General features: G+C 34.8%; 20 protein-coding genes. All 20 read left to right on the forward strand.

What is annotated here, in order from left to right:
* Window positions 1-912: 912 nt before the first annotated feature.
* A complete protein-coding gene (locus NZ900_09380; protein MCS7234292.1) occupies window positions 913-1470 on the forward strand; it encodes an HDIG domain-containing protein in 558 nt (185 codons plus the stop codon).
* Window positions 1467-2279 carry an MBL fold metallo-hydrolase gene (locus NZ900_09385; protein MCS7234293.1) on the forward strand — a complete coding sequence of 271 codons (813 nt, stop codon included), beginning with the start codon at window positions 1467-1469 and terminating at the stop codon, window positions 2277-2279. The genes NZ900_09380 and NZ900_09385 overlap by 4 nt, the downstream gene beginning before the upstream one ends.
* 8 nt (window positions 2280-2287) lie before the next feature.
* Window positions 2288-3253, forward strand: a complete 966-nt coding sequence (locus NZ900_09390; protein MCS7234294.1) for a TAXI family TRAP transporter solute-binding subunit — start codon at window positions 2288-2290, stop codon at window positions 3251-3253.
* A gap of 320 nt (window positions 3254-3573) precedes the next feature.
* Window positions 3574-3819, forward strand: coding sequence for a Veg family protein (locus NZ900_09395; GenBank protein MCS7234295.1), 246 nt, complete (start codon window positions 3574-3576; stop codon window positions 3817-3819).
* Window positions 3792-4673 carry a 4-(cytidine 5'-diphospho)-2-C-methyl-D-erythritol kinase gene (ispE, locus tag NZ900_09400; protein ID MCS7234296.1) on the forward strand — a complete coding sequence of 294 codons (882 nt, stop codon included), beginning with the start codon at window positions 3792-3794 and terminating at the stop codon, window positions 4671-4673. Before NZ900_09395 ends, ispE begins: the two co-directional genes overlap by 28 nt.
* On the forward strand, window positions 4660-5205 hold the full coding sequence (locus NZ900_09405; GenBank protein MCS7234297.1) for a phospholipase D family protein: 546 nt from the start codon (window positions 4660-4662) through the stop codon (window positions 5203-5205). Before ispE ends, NZ900_09405 begins: the two co-directional genes overlap by 14 nt.
* Window positions 5168-5758 (forward strand): DUF501 domain-containing protein, encoded by a 591-nt coding sequence (locus NZ900_09410; GenBank protein MCS7234298.1) that lies wholly within the window; start codon window positions 5168-5170, stop codon window positions 5756-5758. The genes NZ900_09405 and NZ900_09410 overlap by 38 nt, the downstream gene beginning before the upstream one ends.
* The gene (rplU, locus tag NZ900_09415; protein MCS7234299.1) at window positions 5758-6072 is read left to right on the forward strand and encodes a 50S ribosomal protein L21; all 315 of its coding nucleotides are present in this window, start codon (window positions 5758-5760) and stop codon (window positions 6070-6072) included. Before NZ900_09410 ends, rplU begins: the two co-directional genes overlap by 1 nt.
* Window positions 6073-6078: 6 nt before the next feature.
* Window positions 6079-6414, forward strand: a complete 336-nt coding sequence (locus NZ900_09420) for a ribosomal-processing cysteine protease Prp (protein ID MCS7234300.1) — start codon at window positions 6079-6081, stop codon at window positions 6412-6414.
* Entirely contained in the window at window positions 6389-6673 is a 285-nt protein-coding gene (gene rpmA / locus NZ900_09425; GenBank protein MCS7234301.1) for a 50S ribosomal protein L27, read from the forward strand. The genes NZ900_09420 and rpmA overlap by 26 nt, the downstream gene beginning before the upstream one ends.
* On the forward strand, window positions 6670-7926 hold the full coding sequence (gene obgE / locus NZ900_09430) for a GTPase ObgE (GenBank protein MCS7234302.1): 1257 nt from the start codon (window positions 6670-6672) through the stop codon (window positions 7924-7926). The genes rpmA and obgE overlap by 4 nt, the downstream gene beginning before the upstream one ends.
* A gap of 3 nt (window positions 7927-7929) precedes the next feature.
* The gene (gene nadD, locus NZ900_09435) at window positions 7930-8529 is read left to right on the forward strand and encodes a nicotinate-nucleotide adenylyltransferase (GenBank protein MCS7234303.1); all 600 of its coding nucleotides are present in this window, start codon (window positions 7930-7932) and stop codon (window positions 8527-8529) included.
* Window positions 8530-8549: 20 nt separating this feature from the next.
* Complete coding sequence (locus NZ900_09440) at window positions 8550-9728, forward strand: LCP family protein (GenBank protein MCS7234304.1); 1179 nt, start codon at window positions 8550-8552, stop codon at window positions 9726-9728.
* The gene (rsfS, locus tag NZ900_09445) at window positions 9725-10078 is read left to right on the forward strand and encodes a ribosome silencing factor (protein MCS7234305.1); all 354 of its coding nucleotides are present in this window, start codon (window positions 9725-9727) and stop codon (window positions 10076-10078) included. The genes NZ900_09440 and rsfS overlap by 4 nt, the downstream gene beginning before the upstream one ends.
* An 8-nt stretch (window positions 10079-10086) precedes the next feature.
* On the forward strand, window positions 10087-10737 hold the full coding sequence (locus NZ900_09450; GenBank protein ID MCS7234306.1) for an N-glycosylase/DNA lyase: 651 nt from the start codon (window positions 10087-10089) through the stop codon (window positions 10735-10737).
* 27 nt (window positions 10738-10764) lie between these two features.
* Window positions 10765-11199: a transcriptional repressor gene (locus NZ900_09455; protein ID MCS7234307.1), complete on the forward strand. Its 435-nt coding sequence runs from the start codon at window positions 10765-10767 to the stop codon at window positions 11197-11199.
* 363 nt (window positions 11200-11562) lie between these two features.
* Window positions 11563-13008 carry a sodium/solute symporter gene (locus tag NZ900_09460; protein MCS7234308.1) on the forward strand — a complete coding sequence of 482 codons (1446 nt, stop codon included), beginning with the start codon at window positions 11563-11565 and terminating at the stop codon, window positions 13006-13008.
* Between the two features lie 133 nt (window positions 13009-13141).
* The gene (rpsL, locus tag NZ900_09465; GenBank protein ID MCS7234309.1) at window positions 13142-13516 is read left to right on the forward strand and encodes a 30S ribosomal protein S12; all 375 of its coding nucleotides are present in this window, start codon (window positions 13142-13144) and stop codon (window positions 13514-13516) included.
* A gap of 19 nt (window positions 13517-13535) precedes the next feature.
* Window positions 13536-14006 (forward strand): 30S ribosomal protein S7, encoded by a 471-nt coding sequence (gene rpsG, locus NZ900_09470; GenBank protein ID MCS7234310.1) that lies wholly within the window; start codon window positions 13536-13538, stop codon window positions 14004-14006.
* A 14-nt stretch (window positions 14007-14020) separates the two neighbouring features.
* Entirely contained in the window at window positions 14021-16132 is a 2112-nt protein-coding gene (fusA, locus tag NZ900_09475; GenBank protein ID MCS7234311.1) for an elongation factor G, read from the forward strand.
* The last annotated feature ends 109 nt before the right edge of the window (window positions 16133-16241 follow it).

Raw genomic sequence — 16241 nt, forward strand, 5'->3', positions numbered from 1 at the left:
TTAAGCCTATCAGAATGGTTAATGATACTAACGGTAGCTACAGCCTCAATCATAAGCGGTAACATTATCGAGAAAATCTATATTAAAAGTTTTTGAAGGATATGATTAAAAATTAAACACTGAACTCAACTATAGAATTATTGATATTTTAGCAAAATATATCTCTTTATTAAAAAAGACGGAGGTAGACCAAAAATATCTGTTAGAACCTATACTATCCATGCTAAACTGTGATAACAGAAGTAAAATAATAAGTAATAAAGTTTATTGAAACTAAAATGTTCCTGTAATGATAAACTGCAACCAGTTTTAGGATGTTCATAAGGAAGTTCAAAAACTAACTTTTTCTTCAAATATAGTTTCATGAAAAGTATAAACCCTTGAGACTGTAGTTAAGACGGCTTAAATACTACTTATAGGTAGATAGTTTAAACACGTTACAAAACCTTCAGATTTAATTCTTGCTAGAAGCCCTTTCATAAACGAAAATACTGATTAATAATAGTTGTCAGATCCGGTTATAATTTATCAAGAGAATGCACTTTATAACTTTTTTAAAAAACGTCAGCGTAGAAGCTGTAGTTAATAAACTCTTATGAGAATTTCTATGAAAAATTCTTGAGTTAAAGCATAATGTAGAAGTAAAAGTGAAACATAATCAAATTTTTATTAAAGTTAAAAATCTTGTATTAAGGCCCAAAGTTTTTCATTGATAAAACTTACCTACCTTCGTATAAGGAAAGGGGGTGTTTTCCATTAAAAAGCTATTAAAAATTAAACCTTAAAGTTCTACGTTATATTTAAATTTTTGATTATTTTTATATAAAAATAAGTCACACTAATATTTTTATGCTTGACAGGACTTTATTATGGAGTTATTATATAGTAAAGGAGGAAATCAAATTGAACAAAATTACAAGAGAAAGTGCTTTAACTCTTATAGATAAGTATATTACAGATGGGAGTATCAAGAAACACCTATTTGCTACTGAAGCAATTATGAAAGCACTTGCTAATAGACTCAGAGAAGATGAAAAGGAGTGGGCTTTAACAGGATTACTTCACGATCTGGACTATATGGAAACGAAATCTAATTTTGAAAAGCACGGTTTTAGAACGGTTGAAATACTTAAAGAGGAAGGTTTTACTATTCCTAATAATATGGCTAAAGCTATAATAGCTCACGCTTGTCATCCTGGTTGGGAACCACAAACGCTATTAGAAAAAGCTTTATATGCAACTGACCCACTAAGTGGACTAGTGGTAGCAGCGGCACTTATACATCCTGATAAAAAGCTTTCCTCTATTGATACTACTTTTATAATGAAAAGGTTTAAAGAAAAGAGATTTGCTGCCGGTGCAGATAGGAATCAAATTAAAAGTTGTGAAAGTTTTGGGTTAACACTTGAAGAGTTTATTTCTATAGGACTCATAGCAATGTCAAACATTGCAGAGGTACTGGGGCTATGAAAACAAAGATAACAATTTTAATTGAAAATAAAGTTAAGAGACTACCTTATGGGGCTATAGGCAAACATGGTTTATCTATGCTTATTGAGATAGAAAACAGTTTTAAAATCCTGTACGATACTGGACCTAACTGGGAGAGCCTGATTTACAATGCTTCATTGCTTGGGAAAAATATTAAAGATGTAGAAATGATAGTTATATCTCACGGACACCACGATCACGGTAATGATATAGTTCCTATATTAGACTATATAGGCAAAAAGGAGATCCCTGTTGTAATACACCCTTTGGCCTTTAACAGAAAGGGAGATATAAAGATGAATTCAACAGAAAATGATCTAAGAGATATGAAAGCTAAGTTGATCTTAAAGTATGAACCTTTTATGCTTTATGATGGAATATGGTTTTCAGGCAGCATACCTCGTAAAGAAGGAAATCCTATTCATCCTGTTAGAGATGAATCAAATGGGAGTATAATAGACGAAGTTATGGATGATACAGCTCTTTACCTAAAAGGCAAAGAAGGTGGGATAATATTAACAGGATGTGGACATAGTGGGATCCTAAATATAATAGATCATGCTAAAGAAATACTAGAAATTAAAAACATTTACGCTATAGTCGGTGGCTTTCATGGTATTGATCAACTCCAGGAAGAACTTTTAAAAACTGTGCATTTAATTTCAAGAGAAGAAGTAAGCATATTAGCTCCTTGCCATTGTTCCGGCCCTCTTACCTATCTTCTCTCTAGATATCCTGGTTTTATCGATATAGGAGTTGGAAGCGAGTTAAGTTTCGATATTATTTAAAGAAAGAAATGTATTATTCCAGGCTTTTACTTTTTGTAACTATTTTCTTTGTAATATTCAATATATCATCAAACAGTTTTGCAGGTAAGGTATATTTATCTCTAGTTACAGGAAGCATAGGAGGAACTTACTATCCTATAGGAAACGCAATATCTAATGTAATAAATAGGAATATTTCTGAAGTCTACGTGATAACGGAAACAGGCCAAGCTTCTGTAGCTAATTGCCTTTTACTTGGTAGAGGAGAAGCAGAGATGGCTTTCGCTCAAAACGATGTAGTTAACTGGGCATACAATGGTTTATATCTTTTTAAAAAGCCTTTCACCAACATTAGAGTTTTTGCTTCTTTATATCCTGAGATAGTTCATATAGTGACACTCAAATCTTCCGAGATCAAAAACATCTATGGATTAAAAGGTAAGAGAGTAGCTGTCGGAGAAATTGGTAGTGGGACAGAAATAAACGTAAGATTAATACTTGAAGAAGTTGGGCTTTCCTACAAAGATATGGAGGTTAATTATTTAGAGAGCAGTTTAGCAGCTCAACGCATGAAAGATGGTAAATTAGACGCTTTCTTTTACACAGTAGGCTATCCAGCACCAGCAATTGAAGATATAGCAGCAACAAAAGAAATTCGCTTGCTATCTTTAAGTGAGGAGCTTATTAAAAAACTTGAAAAAAAACATGCTTGGTTCGTTCGGAACACAATTCCTGCTAGAACCTACAAAGGACAGGATGAAGAAGTAAAAACCTTATCCGTCATGGCTATGTGGATTGGGCTTTCAACAATTCCATCTGATCTAGTTTATAAAATGGTTAAAGTAGTTTTTGACTCTTTAGGTGAAATAGGATATGTTCATCCTAGAGCTAAATTTATAAGTCTTGATTTAGCTTTAAAAGGAGTAAGTACCCCTCTACATGAAGGTGCCGAAGCGTTTTACAGAGAAAGAGGTTTACTACAGCAGACAAGATAGGTTTATTATTGCTTTATTTTTATTTCTTCAGTTGTTGTCTATATAAGTAGAAAATACGTAAGTTCTAGAATAGCTTCTTGATATTAATGCGATGAATACTCATAATTTACAAATGTTAGTGGATACTTAAAGAGGAGCTGATTTAAGTTATTTTCCTACTCCCATTTGAAATTTTGAAAGATTATCAATCCTATTCCTATTATCTAGAAAGAACAAAAAAACAACAAGCTTACCAATTGAAAGATTCAAATTAGGCTTTAAGACCACCGCATGTAAGGATTGAGTTAAAAGAGGAGAAAAGTCAAGAGGTGGTGAGATAAGTGAAAAACTCCTTAAGTGAAATAAGAAAAATAATAGAAGCTCATCTTGGAGAAAGGGTTAAAATAAGAGCAAATAAAGGAAGAAAAAGAATAGAAGAAAAATATGGTGTGATAGAAGAAACTTATCCCTGCTTATTTACTATAAAAGTGATAGAAGCAGGTCATAAAATCTCTTATAGTTATGCAGAGCTTCTTACAAGAGAAGTGGAGGTTGAACTGTGCTCTACCCATCAAAAACTCCTTTAAAAAAAGAAGCTTTTGCTAAGATAAATTTAGGCCTTTGGGTTTTAGGCAAAAGAGAGGATGGCTATCATGAAATAATTACTTTTATGCATGAAATTACTTTAAAAGATGATCTGCTAATATGGGAAGACAATGATGTTTTAATATCTGTTAAAGGAGCTGAAATAAACGGGGATAATACAATAACAAAAGCCATTCTAGAGGTAAAGAAGGAAATTAATTCTCCAGAAGGAGTTAAAATACTTTTAATTAAGAGGATTCCTATAAAAGCCGGATTGGGTGGTGGAAGTTCAGATGCTGCTGCTGCTATAAAAGCTTTTTTAAATCTAAAAGGTATAAAACTAGATGAGGAAAAGCTTTTAAAGCTAGCTTCTTCAATAGGCAGTGATGTTCCATTTTTTATAAAAGGAGGTTTTTGTCTTTCTTTCGGTAGAGGGGAAAAAATCAAAGAGTTAAATTTTTGTTTAGATAAAGATTTAGACATTATATTGATAATTCCAAGTTTTGGTCTAGAAACGAAAAAAGTTTATTCATGGCTAACTCCTCCTTATTCCCAACCTCCAGATATATTAAAAATAATAGAAGCTTTTAAAAAAAGAAAATGGGAATTTCTCAAAAATAACCTTAAAAATGATTTAGAAAAACCCGTTTTTGAGCGTTATCCTATGCTAAGAAGTATTAAAGAAAAGCTTTTAGAAGAAGGTGCCTTACTTGCTATGATGTCAGGAAGCGGTTCAACAATATTTGGTATTTTTAATAAACCTTTTGATAAACTCGAGTCCATTAAAAGATATTTTGGAAAAGAGTTTAAAATTATTTTAACTCAGTTTGAGATTAGAAATAATGAAAAAGGTTAGCGCCTTTTTAAGGAAGTTAGCCCTAATAATTTTTATAGTTTTTTACATCAATAATACTGCTTTCTCTTTAAGCATTGAGGTATATTTTAGTCCTAAAGGTGGCTGTGAAAAGAGAATAATAGAACTAATAGACATGGCTCAGGAATCAATAGATTTAGCAATGTATACTTTTACTAATTCAAAAATCGCATGGGCTTTAGTTAAAGCATACGAAAGGGGGGTTAAAATAAGAATCCTGCTTGATGGTCAAGAAGCACAAAACAAATACTCAAAGGGGCTTTTTCTTAAGAAAAGGGGCATATTTGTTGTTTACGATAGAATGCCAGGTTTAATGCATAATAAATTTTGTGTTATAGACAATAAAATTGTTATAACTGGTAGTTACAACTGGACAGCTACAGCGGAGGAAAAAAACGAGGAAAACTTAATAGTCATTTATGATCTCAATATAGCTAATGCTTATAAGAAAAGATTTGAATATTTAATTAAAATCAATGTACCATGGTGGCTCAGAATATTTAAAGGATCTTAAAATAGTAAGATGGCAAATAAGTAAAAAAATATCTGGCTTTTTAAATGTTGCTAAAAGATGCAGCTGGGGATATCCGCAGGTTATTTTATGTTACCCATTAAAAAAAGGTAAACCATTCCCCACACTTTACTGGCTAACCTGTCCATATCTTAATAAACGTGTGGGGGATCTTGAAAGTAAGGGTATGATCTCGGATCTTCTAAATAAGATAGAAACTAATGCTGATTTAAGAAAAAAGCTTAAAGAGGCTAATAAAGCTTATGCGGAAAAGAGAGCTGCCCTTTTAAGTGAAAAAATTAGAAATTTTTTAAAGCTTAAATTTCACTCTTATTTAGAAGTAATCGAAGAAAGAGGAATCGGTGGAGTTACTGAACCTGAAGGAGTGAAGTGTCTTCATGCCCATCTTGCTTACTACCTGGCTGATGGAAAAACGCCTATAGGTGAAGAAGTTCTAAAAATCTTGTCTAGTTCTGAGTGCCTTGACAAGCCCAAATGTGCCATGATAGAATCTTGCAAGCAATTTCGGTATTGCAAAAAGGGGGTTAGACTATAATGTATGCGATAATTGAGATAGGAGGAAAGCAATATGTAATTGAAAAGGGAGCCATAATTAAAGTTGAAAAAATGAGGGCTCCTGAGGGAGAGGAAGTAAATATTGATAAGGTGTTATTTGTAAAGTTGGATGGGCGGAGCATCGTGGGAAATCCATATATTGAAGGAGCAAGGGTAAAGGCTAAAATTTTAGAACACGGGAAAAATAAGAAGGTTATTATTTTTAAATATAAGAGAAAAAAGAATTATAGGAGGAAAAGGGGACATCGTCAACCGTTTACAAAAATAGAAGTAGAAGATATTTTTGTTTCCTAAACCTTTATGCTTAGAATAACTCTTTTCTACGATAAGGACATGATCAATATATTGGCAAATGGACATACAGGTTATGCTGAAGAAGGTAAGGATATAGTATGTGCGGCTATTTCCGCTTTGTTACAAACCTTTATTTTGTGGCTTGAAGACGAATATGGAAAAAGCTTATATTTGGAAAAAAGAAAAGGAGTTCTAAATTTTAAATTTCCGGCTGATGAAAAAAGTAAATTCGTTTTATCAATATTTCTGAAAGGTTTAAAAGAAATAAGTAAAAATTATCCAAAATATGTCAAGCTTGAGGAGGTGAGTCAAAATAATGGATCTCCAACTTTTCGCTCATAAGAAAGGCGGTGGAAGCAGTCAAAATGGGAGAGATAGTTGTGGAAAAAGGTTGGGAGTCAAAAGATACGATCTTCAGTTTGTGAGGGCTGGAAATATAATTGTTCGTCAAAGAGGAACCAAATTTCATCCTGGTAAAAACGTAGGAATAGGTGATGATTTTACACTTTATGCTCTTATTGATGGCTATGTGAAGTTTGAAAGGCTTGACAAAACGAGAAAGAAAGTCAGTGTTTATCCTGAAACAACTTTAACTGGATGATAGATCTAGTCAAAATATATGTAGAAGGAGGAAAAGGCGGAAACGGAGCTATAAGCTTCAGAAAAGAGAAATATGTTCCTCGTGGAGGTCCTGACGGAGGAGATGGTGGAAAGGGGGGAGATGTTGTTCTGTTAGTATGTTCCTCCCTTTCTACTTTATCAGATTTTCGATATAAAAAGCATTTTAAGGCGGAAGATGGAGAACACGGCGGAAGTGGAAATAAAAAAGGCAAAGATGGCGAGGACATTATTATAAAAGTCCCTCCTGGAACTATAGTTAGAGATGTGGAAACAGGAAAGGTCATGGCTGATCTTTTAGTACCTGGAGAAAAGTTCATAGTTGCTAAAGGCGGACGAGGAGGACGTGGAAACGCTTATTTTAAGTCCCCTACAAACCAGGCTCCACGGATAGCTGAAAAAGGGGAAAAGGGAGAGGCTCGATGGGTTATACTAGAGCTAAAAATAATAGCTGATGTTGGAATTGTCGGTTTACCTAATGTGGGTAAATCTACTTTAATCTCTGTCTTATCGAACGCTAAACCTAAAATAGCAAATTATCCCTTTACTACTTTATCTCCTGTCCTTGGAGCGATGGAAATTGAAAATGGCGAGAAAATTATATTAGCAGATATACCTGGTCTTATAGAAGGAGCAAGTAAAGGAAGAGGATTAGGTATAGATTTTCTAAAACATTTAGAGCGAACTAAGTTACTACTTCATGTTGTTGATATTTCCTTACCTTTAAATGAGATAGTGAAAAATTTCGAAATTATAATAGACGAAATGAGGAATTACTCCTCAAAACTTATGTATAAACCCCAGATAGTTGTGGGTAACAAACTCGATTTAGTACCTGAAGAAGAAAAAGTGAGATACTTAAGAAGTCTATTTAACGAGAAAGGCTATGAATTTTTAGCTATTTCTGCTCTTAAAAAAGAAGGGTTAAAGGAACTTATAAACATAATACTCAGAAAACTTGATGAAATTCCGAAGGAAATTCCTCGCGAGAAAATAGACTATATTCCTCAAGTTAAGCCTATAAAAGTTTACAAGGATGGAAATGTCTTTATTGTAGAAGGTGATGAAGTAGAACATATTGTTTCTACAACTCTATTCGAAAGCGAAGAGGCTTTAATGAAATTTCAAAAAGCAATCAAAAAGATTGGTATAGAAGATAGGTTGAAAGAGCTAGGCATTAAAGAAGGAGATATTGTTAGAATTGGAAATATAGAGTTTGAATATAAAGAGGGTTAAATTATGAAAAGAGTAGGCATAATGGGTGGAACATTTGATCCAATACATTACGGACACCTTATAGCTGCTGAGGAAGTACGTCAGATTTTTTCTTTGGATAAAGTTATATTTGTACCTGCCAAAATCCCGCCTCATAAAATTGGTAAAAACCTTAGCGCGCCAGAAGATAGATACATGATGGTTCTATTAGCTACCTTAGATAATCCCTATTTCGAAGCCTCCAGAATAGAAATAGATAGAGAAGGTGTCTCTTATAGTATATATACTGTGAGAGAAATGAAAGAAATGTTAGGCAGTAATACAGAACTTTTTTTTATAACAGGTATAGATATAATTTTAGATCTTCAAAATTGGAAAGAACCAGAAGAGCTGTTAAAAATATGCAGATTCATAGCAGTCACCCGCACTGGCTATAATTTAGATCTTGTTAAAGAAAGACTTCCCCAAGAATTTTTAGATAAAATAGACATAGTTAAAATCCCATCCCCCCCTATTTCTTCCACAGATATAAGAAAACGAGTTCGGCGAGGGGAGAGCATAAAATATATAGTTCCACCTTTGGTTGAAGATTATATTAGAAAGAGAGGGTTATATCTGATATAATGACTATGGAGGGTAGAACAATGGTGATGAGATCTATCTTTGAATCAAAGGTGATATTTATAGCTCTTGCCCTCATAGGAGTCATTGTTGGAGGAGGAATACGTCTTTATAGTTTCCTTAATCCCGATATTAATGCAGTAAAGGCTTCTCTTGTTCAAGACGAAACCAAACCTTTAAACATACTTTTTGTCGGGATAGATAGCGTTGAAGGTTCTCATAGAGCAGATGTTATAGCTTTAATAACTCTTGACTTAAATAAAAGAAAAATAGGAGTAATATCTATACCGAGAGATACAAGAGTTCGCATTCCAAACAGAGGATGGACAAAGATAAATCATGCCTATGCTTACGGAGGTATTAGTCTTTTAAAGGATAGCATAGAAGAGTTCCTAGCTATTAGGATAAACCATTACGTAAGTATGGACTACCAAGGTTTTGTTCGTATTATCGATCTCATAGGAGGGGTTGAGTTATATATAGAGAAAGACATGAGATACACTGACAAGTGGGCAGGGTTTTATATAAACCTTAAAAAAGGATATCAGAGACTTGATGGGAACAAAGCCTTACAATACGTCAGATTCAGAAACGATCCAGAAGGAGACATAGGGAGGATTAAAAGACAGAAAAGGTTTATAGAAGCTATAGTCGATAAGCTTAAAAAAGAAGATATACTAAACAAACTTCCTTCAATAGCTATAGATGCTATAAGATTTGTTAAAACTGACCTAACTCCTGAACAAATTATATACTTAATATCCTTCTTCAAGGGGTTCGATTTAACATCTATAAAATGGGAAATAGTTCCTGGAACCCCGGGATCTATTGATGGAGTTTCTTACTGGTTGCCAGACTTAGAAAAACTAAGTTTAATTAGGAAAAAAATTATACTTGGAGAAGAAGATTTAATTAGTACACAAGAAGAAATTCTAACTATAGAAGTACTTAACGGAAATGGGATATTAGGTGCAGCTACTCATGTAGCTAAAATTCTAGAAGCTTATGGATATAAGGTTATAAAGATGGGCAACGCTGAAAGACTTGATTATCCTGTAACAAAGGTCATAGATAACACTGGTCAGAATTACGCTATTGCTAAAAAGATAGTCGAGATATTAGGTTATGGAATTTCATCGAGTGAGAAAAAGGAGTCGCAGGCTTCAATAACAGTAATATTAGGAAAGGATATGAAAAAATGAAGGCACCTACAAGAGAAATTCTTAAAAAAGTCGTTAGCATTTTAGAAAAACACAAGGGAGAGGATATTATAATTCTTGACCTTAGTGATCTAAATTACATTACAGACTTTTTCGTAATATGTACAGGACGCTCAGAAACTCATCTTGAAGCTCTCGCAGAAGAGTTAGAATTTGAACTTAAAAGAGATGGAATTTTTGCCTGGGGAGTAGAAGGGAAAAAAGGAGGAAGATGGACTTTACTCGACTATGGAAATGTTGTTGTCCACATATTTACACCGGAAGGAAGATTATTTTTCGATCTCGAAAGAATTTGGAATCAGGCTAGAAAACTTGACCTCCAACAACTTTAGTGAAATTAATGAAGAAAATAGAGATAATTGAACTAAAACACCTACATTGGAAACTCTTTCCTGAAATTGAAGATAAACTAAACTCTTTTAGAAAAGTATGGTTTGAAGAAAATGATGAACGTTTATGGGAAGAGCTTGTCTTTTGTCTTTTGACTCCTCAATCAAGAGCAGAAACATGTTGGAAAGCGGTAGAAAGTCTTAAAAGTAAAGAGTTAATTTTAAATGGTAACGAAAAAGAAATTTTATCTGAACTAAAAGGAATAAGATTTAAAACTAAGAAGGCTTATTATATAATAGAAGCAAGGAAAAGCTTTAATTATTCTGGAAAGTTAAAAATAAAGGAAATCTTGGCATCATGCGAAACTCCTTTTAAAATGCGGGAATGGCTTACTAAAAACGTTAAAGGAATAGGATATAAAGAAGCAAGTCATTTTCTGAGAAATATAGGACTAGGAGATAATTTAGCAATTCTTGACAGGCATATATTAAGCTTTATGTTAGACATGAAGCTCATTGAAAGAATAACGTTAAGCTTATCAAAGAAAAAATATTTAGAAATAGAGGAAGTTTTAAGAAATTTTTCGCAAAAAATAGATATTCCACTGGTTCATCTAGATTTTGTTTTATGGTATTTGAAAACGGGTAGAATTTTTAAATAGAGGAAATAGAAAGGAAGTGAAGAGCTTATGGAAAGCTCTAAGGAAATTTTAAAAAAGAAAGGAATAAATCCTTCGTATCAGAGAATAAAAATTTTTGAGTATCTTCAGAATAACAAAAACCACCCAACTGTAGAAATGATATATAAGGATCTGGCGTCAAAGATTCCCACACTATCTAAAACAACTATCTACAATACTTTAAAGCTATTTGCAGAAAAAGGGATAGTTAGTTTATTAATTATTGATCAAACAGAAATAAGAGTAGACCCCAACGTAGCTTTTCATACACACCTTTTCTGTATGAACTGCAACAAAATACATGATGTAATGCTTAGCAACACTCCTTTTGAGTCCATAAAAAGGGAATCCGAAGAAAAAGGATATAAAATAAGGGAAATACAAATAACTTTAAGAGGTACTTGTAAGGATTGCTTAGAAAAAAACATTTTAAAAAGTGATTAAACCTCTTGACTGTTTGAATTTATAGTGCTAAATTCTTCTTAGAAGAGAGGAGATGAGCAAGGTGGAGCAAAAGAGAATAAGAAGTAGATATAAGTGTAAATTTTATGTAAATAAGTGGTGGTGGCAGGTGTTATAGGCACCTGCCATCCCATGGTTCGTAAAAAGAAGATTTTAAAACCATGGAGGCAGGTCCCAACTAAGGGATAGGCCTCCATAGTTTTTTCTAAAAGGGGGCCTTGAAGGTCCCCTAAATCTTTTTAAGGAGGTGTTTATCATGAGTATAGGAGTAATAATGGGCTATTTTTTATCAGTCGCTTTTTTAATTGGAGGAATCATCTATGCTTTAAAAGGAGGTAAAGAACTATGAGTTACATTATCGCTTTAGTAGTTTACACACTGGCCATGTTAATAATAGGTTTTGTAAGTTACAGAAAGGAGGGAGAAAGAGGATACTTCCTAGCTGGAGGAAAGCTCGGCCCTTGGCTAGTTTCTCTATCTTTCTTTGCAACATATTTTAGTACTAGTGCTCTTCTTGGAGGAGGAGGCTCTGGCTATATATTCGGATTTGGATGGAGCGCTTACCTTACTATGTTTCACATCTTGTTTGCAGTACTGTCTTGGGTAATTGTAGCACCTAAGCTTAAAGAGTTTGTTGAAGAAAAAAATATATTAACTATACCCGAGTTCTTTCTTGTTAGATACAACAGTAAAGCACTTCAAGTCATTTCCTCTTTAGTTGTACTTGTCTTCTTCTCTTTTTACATGATCTCTATTTATAAAGGATCTTCTAACCTACTTCAAGTTATGATGGGGGTCCCCTATGAGTATGGAATATTCTTAGTCGCCATACCTGTTATACTTTATACTTCTATAGGTGGCTTTAGAGCTGTTGTTTTAACAGATTTCGTTCAAGGTATAATCCTCCTTTTCGGCGCCCTATCTCTATTTGGAGCGATAGTATACAAAATGGGCGGAATTACCGCTGGCCTAGAAGCATTATCTAAAATTACTCTGCCAGGAGGAATACCTGGAAAAGCTTTAATGAGTTTAGGAGAATATGGTCCTCCCCCAATAGTTAAGTCTGGTATGATGATTCCCTTTTTGTTAAGTTTGACATTCGCTATTAGTGTCGCTCAGCTTTCTAGCCCGCAACTTATAATAAGATTCTATGCTGCTAAAGATAAAGAGGTTATAAGAAAAGGAATGCTTTTAACACCTATACTTATAGGACTTTTTGCTGTTACAGTATTTTCCATAGGACCATTTGCGCATCTTTTTATCCAAGGAGTTAAAGATCCTGACCTTGTAGTTCCTATGCTTACCAAGAAGCTTTTTTCGGAAGGATTTGCTTCTTTAGTATTAGTGGCCGCTTTAGCTGCTGCAATGTCTACTATAAACTCTAATTTAATGGTTTTAGCTAGCTCCTTAGTCAAAGACATCCTTGGCTCAAAAAATGTTAAACTCGCAAGAATATCTGTTGTTATTTTAGGACTCATTTCTCCCATTTTAGCTTTAAATCCTCCTGGAATAATTGTCACCATAATTGGCTCAGCCTTCTCAGTTATTACCTCTACCTTTCTTGTCCCCTTACTTGCTGGACTCTACTCAAGAAATCCATCTAAAACGGGGGCAATTCTTTCAATGTTGAGTGCAATAGTCACATGCATGATATGGGAGGCTTTCTTTTATAAAAAATTATTTATCTATAGTGTGGTTCCGGGCCTTATCACTTCAACAATATTTTATTACCTAGGAGCTCTCGTTTCTTCTCCCGCAGAAAAAGAAGTTACGTCATCTACCTCATCATGAGGTAGATGACGTAACTTCCATCTACACTCTTAAAATTAATTAAAATTCCTAGATAATTTTGTTGACAGAAAAGCATCCCCTTGGTAAAATTGGAAAGGCTTCCTAAGAAATGCTCATGAAGGAGGGAAGAAGTGTGCCAACTATAAATCAGCTAGTAAAAGAGGGACGAAAACCTAAGAAGAGCAAATCTAAGGCTCCCGCTCTTCAAGGTTGTCCTCAGAAAAGGGGTGTATGTACAAGAGTTTATACCGTTACGCCTAAAAAACCAAACTCTGCTTTAAGAAAAGTCGCAAGGGTTAGGCTTACAAATGGCATAGAGGTTACAGCCTACATTCCTGGTATAGGACACAACTTGCAAGAACACTCTGTAGTTTTAATTAGAGGAGGACGTGTTAAAGATTTACCTGGTGTCAGATACCATATAATAAGGGGCACGTTAGATGCGGCAGGTGTCGAAGGAAGAAAGCAATCTCGTTCAAAATATGGTGTAAAAAGACCTAAAAAGTAAGGAAGGAGTGTAGGAAACAATGCCAAGAAAGGGTAAAGTCGAAAGGAGAACCTTACAACCTGATCCGATTTACGGAAGTCCTCTTGTAACAAAGTTTATAAACTACATTATGTGGGATGGAAAAAAAATGACTGCAGAGTGGATTTTTTATGAGACAATGAAAATTATTGAGGAAAAATTGAAAAAGTCACCTCTTGAGATTTTAGAAAAGGCTGTTGAAAATGTTAAACCTGTTCTTGAGGTTAGACCTCGCAGAGTTGGAGGAGCAACTTATCAAGTTCCTGTGGAAGTTCCTCCCCATAGGCAATTATCTTTAGCAGTCAGGTGGATTATACATGCTGCAAGAAACAAAAAAGGTAAACCTATGGCTGAAAAGCTTGCTCAAGAGATTATAGATGCTTATAAGGGAGAGGGAGCAGCTATTAAGAAAAAAGAGGATGTTCATAAGATGGCAGAAGCTAACCGTGCGTTTGCACACTACAGGTGGTAATAGAGGGAGGTAAAATGTCAGAGAAAGAAGTTATTTCTGGTAGAGAATATACTATTGAAAAACTAAGAAATATAGGAATAGCGGCTCATATAGATGCTGGTAAAACTACCACTACAGAAAGAATTCTATTCTACACAGGTAGGATTCGTAGAATGGGAGAAGTTGATGAAGGCACCGCTACAATGGACTGGATGATTCAGGAGCAGGAAAGAGGCATAACCATAACAGCAGCTGCTACTACTTGTTATTGGAAAGGTTATTGTATAAACATTATCGATACGCCCGGCCATGTGGATTTCACTGTAGAAGTAGAAAGATCTCTTCGCGTTTTAGATGGAGTTATAGCTATCTTTTGTGCTGTTGGAGGAGTGGAACCCCAATCTGAAACTGTATGGCGACAAGCCGATAAGTACCACGTTCCACGTATAGCATATATTAATAAAATGGATAGAGTAGGGGCAGATTTTGAAGGCGTTATAGAGCAGATGAGGGCAAAACTGGGGGCCAAAGCGGTTCCTACCCAAATTCCTTTAGGTATAGAAGAGGATTTCAAGGGCATTGTAGATCTTTTAAAAATGAAAGCCCTTGTTTATCTTGACGAACTCGGAACTCAATATGTTTATGTGGATATACCATCAGAGCTTTTAGATCAAGCTATAGAAAAAAGAGAGGAGCTTATCTCGGCTGTGGCAGAATTTGACGATAATATAGCAGAAAAATATCTAGCTGAGCAGCCTATTTCAGAAAACGAGATTAAAGCGGCCTTAAGGAAAGCTACCTTAGAGCTAAAACTTGTTCCAGTATTATGCGGTTCTTCCTTTAAAAATAAGGGGGTTCAGCCACTCCTTGACGCCGTTATTGACTATCTACCATCTCCTATAGATATTCCTCCTGTAAGGGGAATCAATCCTCTTACCAACCGGATTGAGGAAAGGAAACCATTCGATAACGAACCATTTTCAGCTCTAGCTTTTAAGGTAATGGTGGACCCGTATGTAGGTAAACTTGTCTTTTGTAGAATATACTCTGGAACTATCAGTGCAGGGAACTACGTCTATAATGTCACAAAGGACAAAAGAGAAAGGGTTTCAAGGATTTTAAGAATGCATGCGAATAAGCGTGAGGATATAAAAGAAGCTGGGCCTGGAATGATAATTGCTATACCTGCTTTAAGATTCACTATAACTGGAGACACATTAAGTGATCCAAACCATCCTATATTGCTTGAAAAAATGACTTTTCCTGAGCCTGTAGTTTCCATGGCTATAGAGCCTAAAACTCAAGCTGATCAGGTTAAACTTGCTGAAACACTCCAGTGGCTTGCTGAAGAAGATCCAACTTTTAGAGTTAGATATGATGAAGAAACTGGTCAAACATTAATATGGGGAATGGGAGAACTTCATTTGGAGATAATTGCCGATAGACTTGTTAGAGAGTTTAATGTTGGAATAAAGCTTGGGAAACCTCAGGTTGCCTATAAAGAATCTATAAGAAATGTTGCTGAAGCGGAAGGCAAGTTCATAAGACAAAGTGGAGGAAGAGGACAATATGGTCATGTTTGGCTAAGACTGGAGCCTTTACCCGGCCATACTGGATTCGAGTTTGAAGACCATACTGTAGGAGGTTGTATACCTAAGGAGTTTATTCCTGCAATAGAAAAGGGAGTAAAAGAAGCCTTAACCTTTGGAGTTCTTGCAGGCTACATGGTTACAGGTGTTAAAGTGATAGTTTTCGATGGATCATACCATGAAGTAGATTCATCAGAACTCGCCTTTAAGATAGCAGCTTCTTTAGCTTTCAAAGAAGCTATGAAAAAGGCAGATCCTTTCCTGCTAGAACCAATAATGGAAGTTGAAGTTGTTTTGCCAGAACAGTATATCGGTGATGTTATAGGAGATTTAACTAGCAGAAGAGGAAAAATTGAATTAATAGACCATAGAGGCAGTACAAGAATTGTAAAAGCTTTGGTTCCTTTAGCTGAAATGTTCGGTTATGCTACTGTCTTGCGTTCTAAAACGCAAGGTAGAGCAACTTATACAATGAAATTCTCTAAATATGAAGAGGTTCCCCCAGAAATTGCAGAAAAGCTTCTGCTTCTAGGGATAACAAACTCAAAGAAAAGATAAAACTTTTTAAGTTTAAAAGGAGGGTGATTTATTATGGCTAAGGAGAAGTTTGAAAGGAAGAAGCCGCATGTTAACGTAGGTACCATAGGGCATATAGATCATGGGAAGA

The sequence above is a fragment of the Synergistota bacterium genome, assembly GCA_025060595.1.
Taxonomy (GTDB): Bacteria; Synergistota; GBS-1; order GBS-1; family GBS-1; genus 42-11.

Coding starts and splice junctions, on each gene's coding strand:
- NZ900_09385 (MCS7234293.1), top strand. CDS start 1,467: ATGAAAACAAAGATAACAATTTTAATTGAAAATAAAGTTAAGAGACTA.
- NZ900_09390 (MCS7234294.1), top strand. CDS start 2,288: ATGTATTATTCCAGGCTTTTACTTTTTGTAACTATTTTCTTTGTAATA.
- NZ900_09405 (MCS7234297.1), top strand. CDS start 4,660: ATGAAAAAGGTTAGCGCCTTTTTAAGGAAGTTAGCCCTAATAATTTTT.
- NZ900_09410 (MCS7234298.1), top strand. CDS start 5,168: ATGTACCATGGTGGCTCAGAATATTTAAAGGATCTTAAAATAGTAAGA.
- rplU (MCS7234299.1), top strand. CDS start 5,758: ATGTATGCGATAATTGAGATAGGAGGAAAGCAATATGTAATTGAAAAG.
- NZ900_09420 (MCS7234300.1), top strand. CDS start 6,079: ATGCTTAGAATAACTCTTTTCTACGATAAGGACATGATCAATATATTG.
- rpmA (MCS7234301.1), top strand. CDS start 6,389: ATGGATCTCCAACTTTTCGCTCATAAGAAAGGCGGTGGAAGCAGTCAA.
- obgE (MCS7234302.1), top strand. CDS start 6,670: ATGATAGATCTAGTCAAAATATATGTAGAAGGAGGAAAAGGCGGAAAC.
- nadD (MCS7234303.1), top strand. CDS start 7,930: ATGAAAAGAGTAGGCATAATGGGTGGAACATTTGATCCAATACATTAC.
- NZ900_09440 (MCS7234304.1), top strand. CDS start 8,550: ATGGTGATGAGATCTATCTTTGAATCAAAGGTGATATTTATAGCTCTT.
- rsfS (MCS7234305.1), top strand. CDS start 9,725: ATGAAGGCACCTACAAGAGAAATTCTTAAAAAAGTCGTTAGCATTTTA.
- NZ900_09450 (MCS7234306.1), top strand. CDS start 10,087: ATGAAGAAAATAGAGATAATTGAACTAAAACACCTACATTGGAAACTC.
- NZ900_09455 (MCS7234307.1), top strand. CDS start 10,765: ATGGAAAGCTCTAAGGAAATTTTAAAAAAGAAAGGAATAAATCCTTCG.
- NZ900_09460 (MCS7234308.1), top strand. CDS start 11,563: ATGAGTTACATTATCGCTTTAGTAGTTTACACACTGGCCATGTTAATA.
- rpsG (MCS7234310.1), top strand. CDS start 13,536: ATGCCAAGAAAGGGTAAAGTCGAAAGGAGAACCTTACAACCTGATCCG.
- fusA (MCS7234311.1), top strand. CDS start 14,021: ATGTCAGAGAAAGAAGTTATTTCTGGTAGAGAATATACTATTGAAAAA.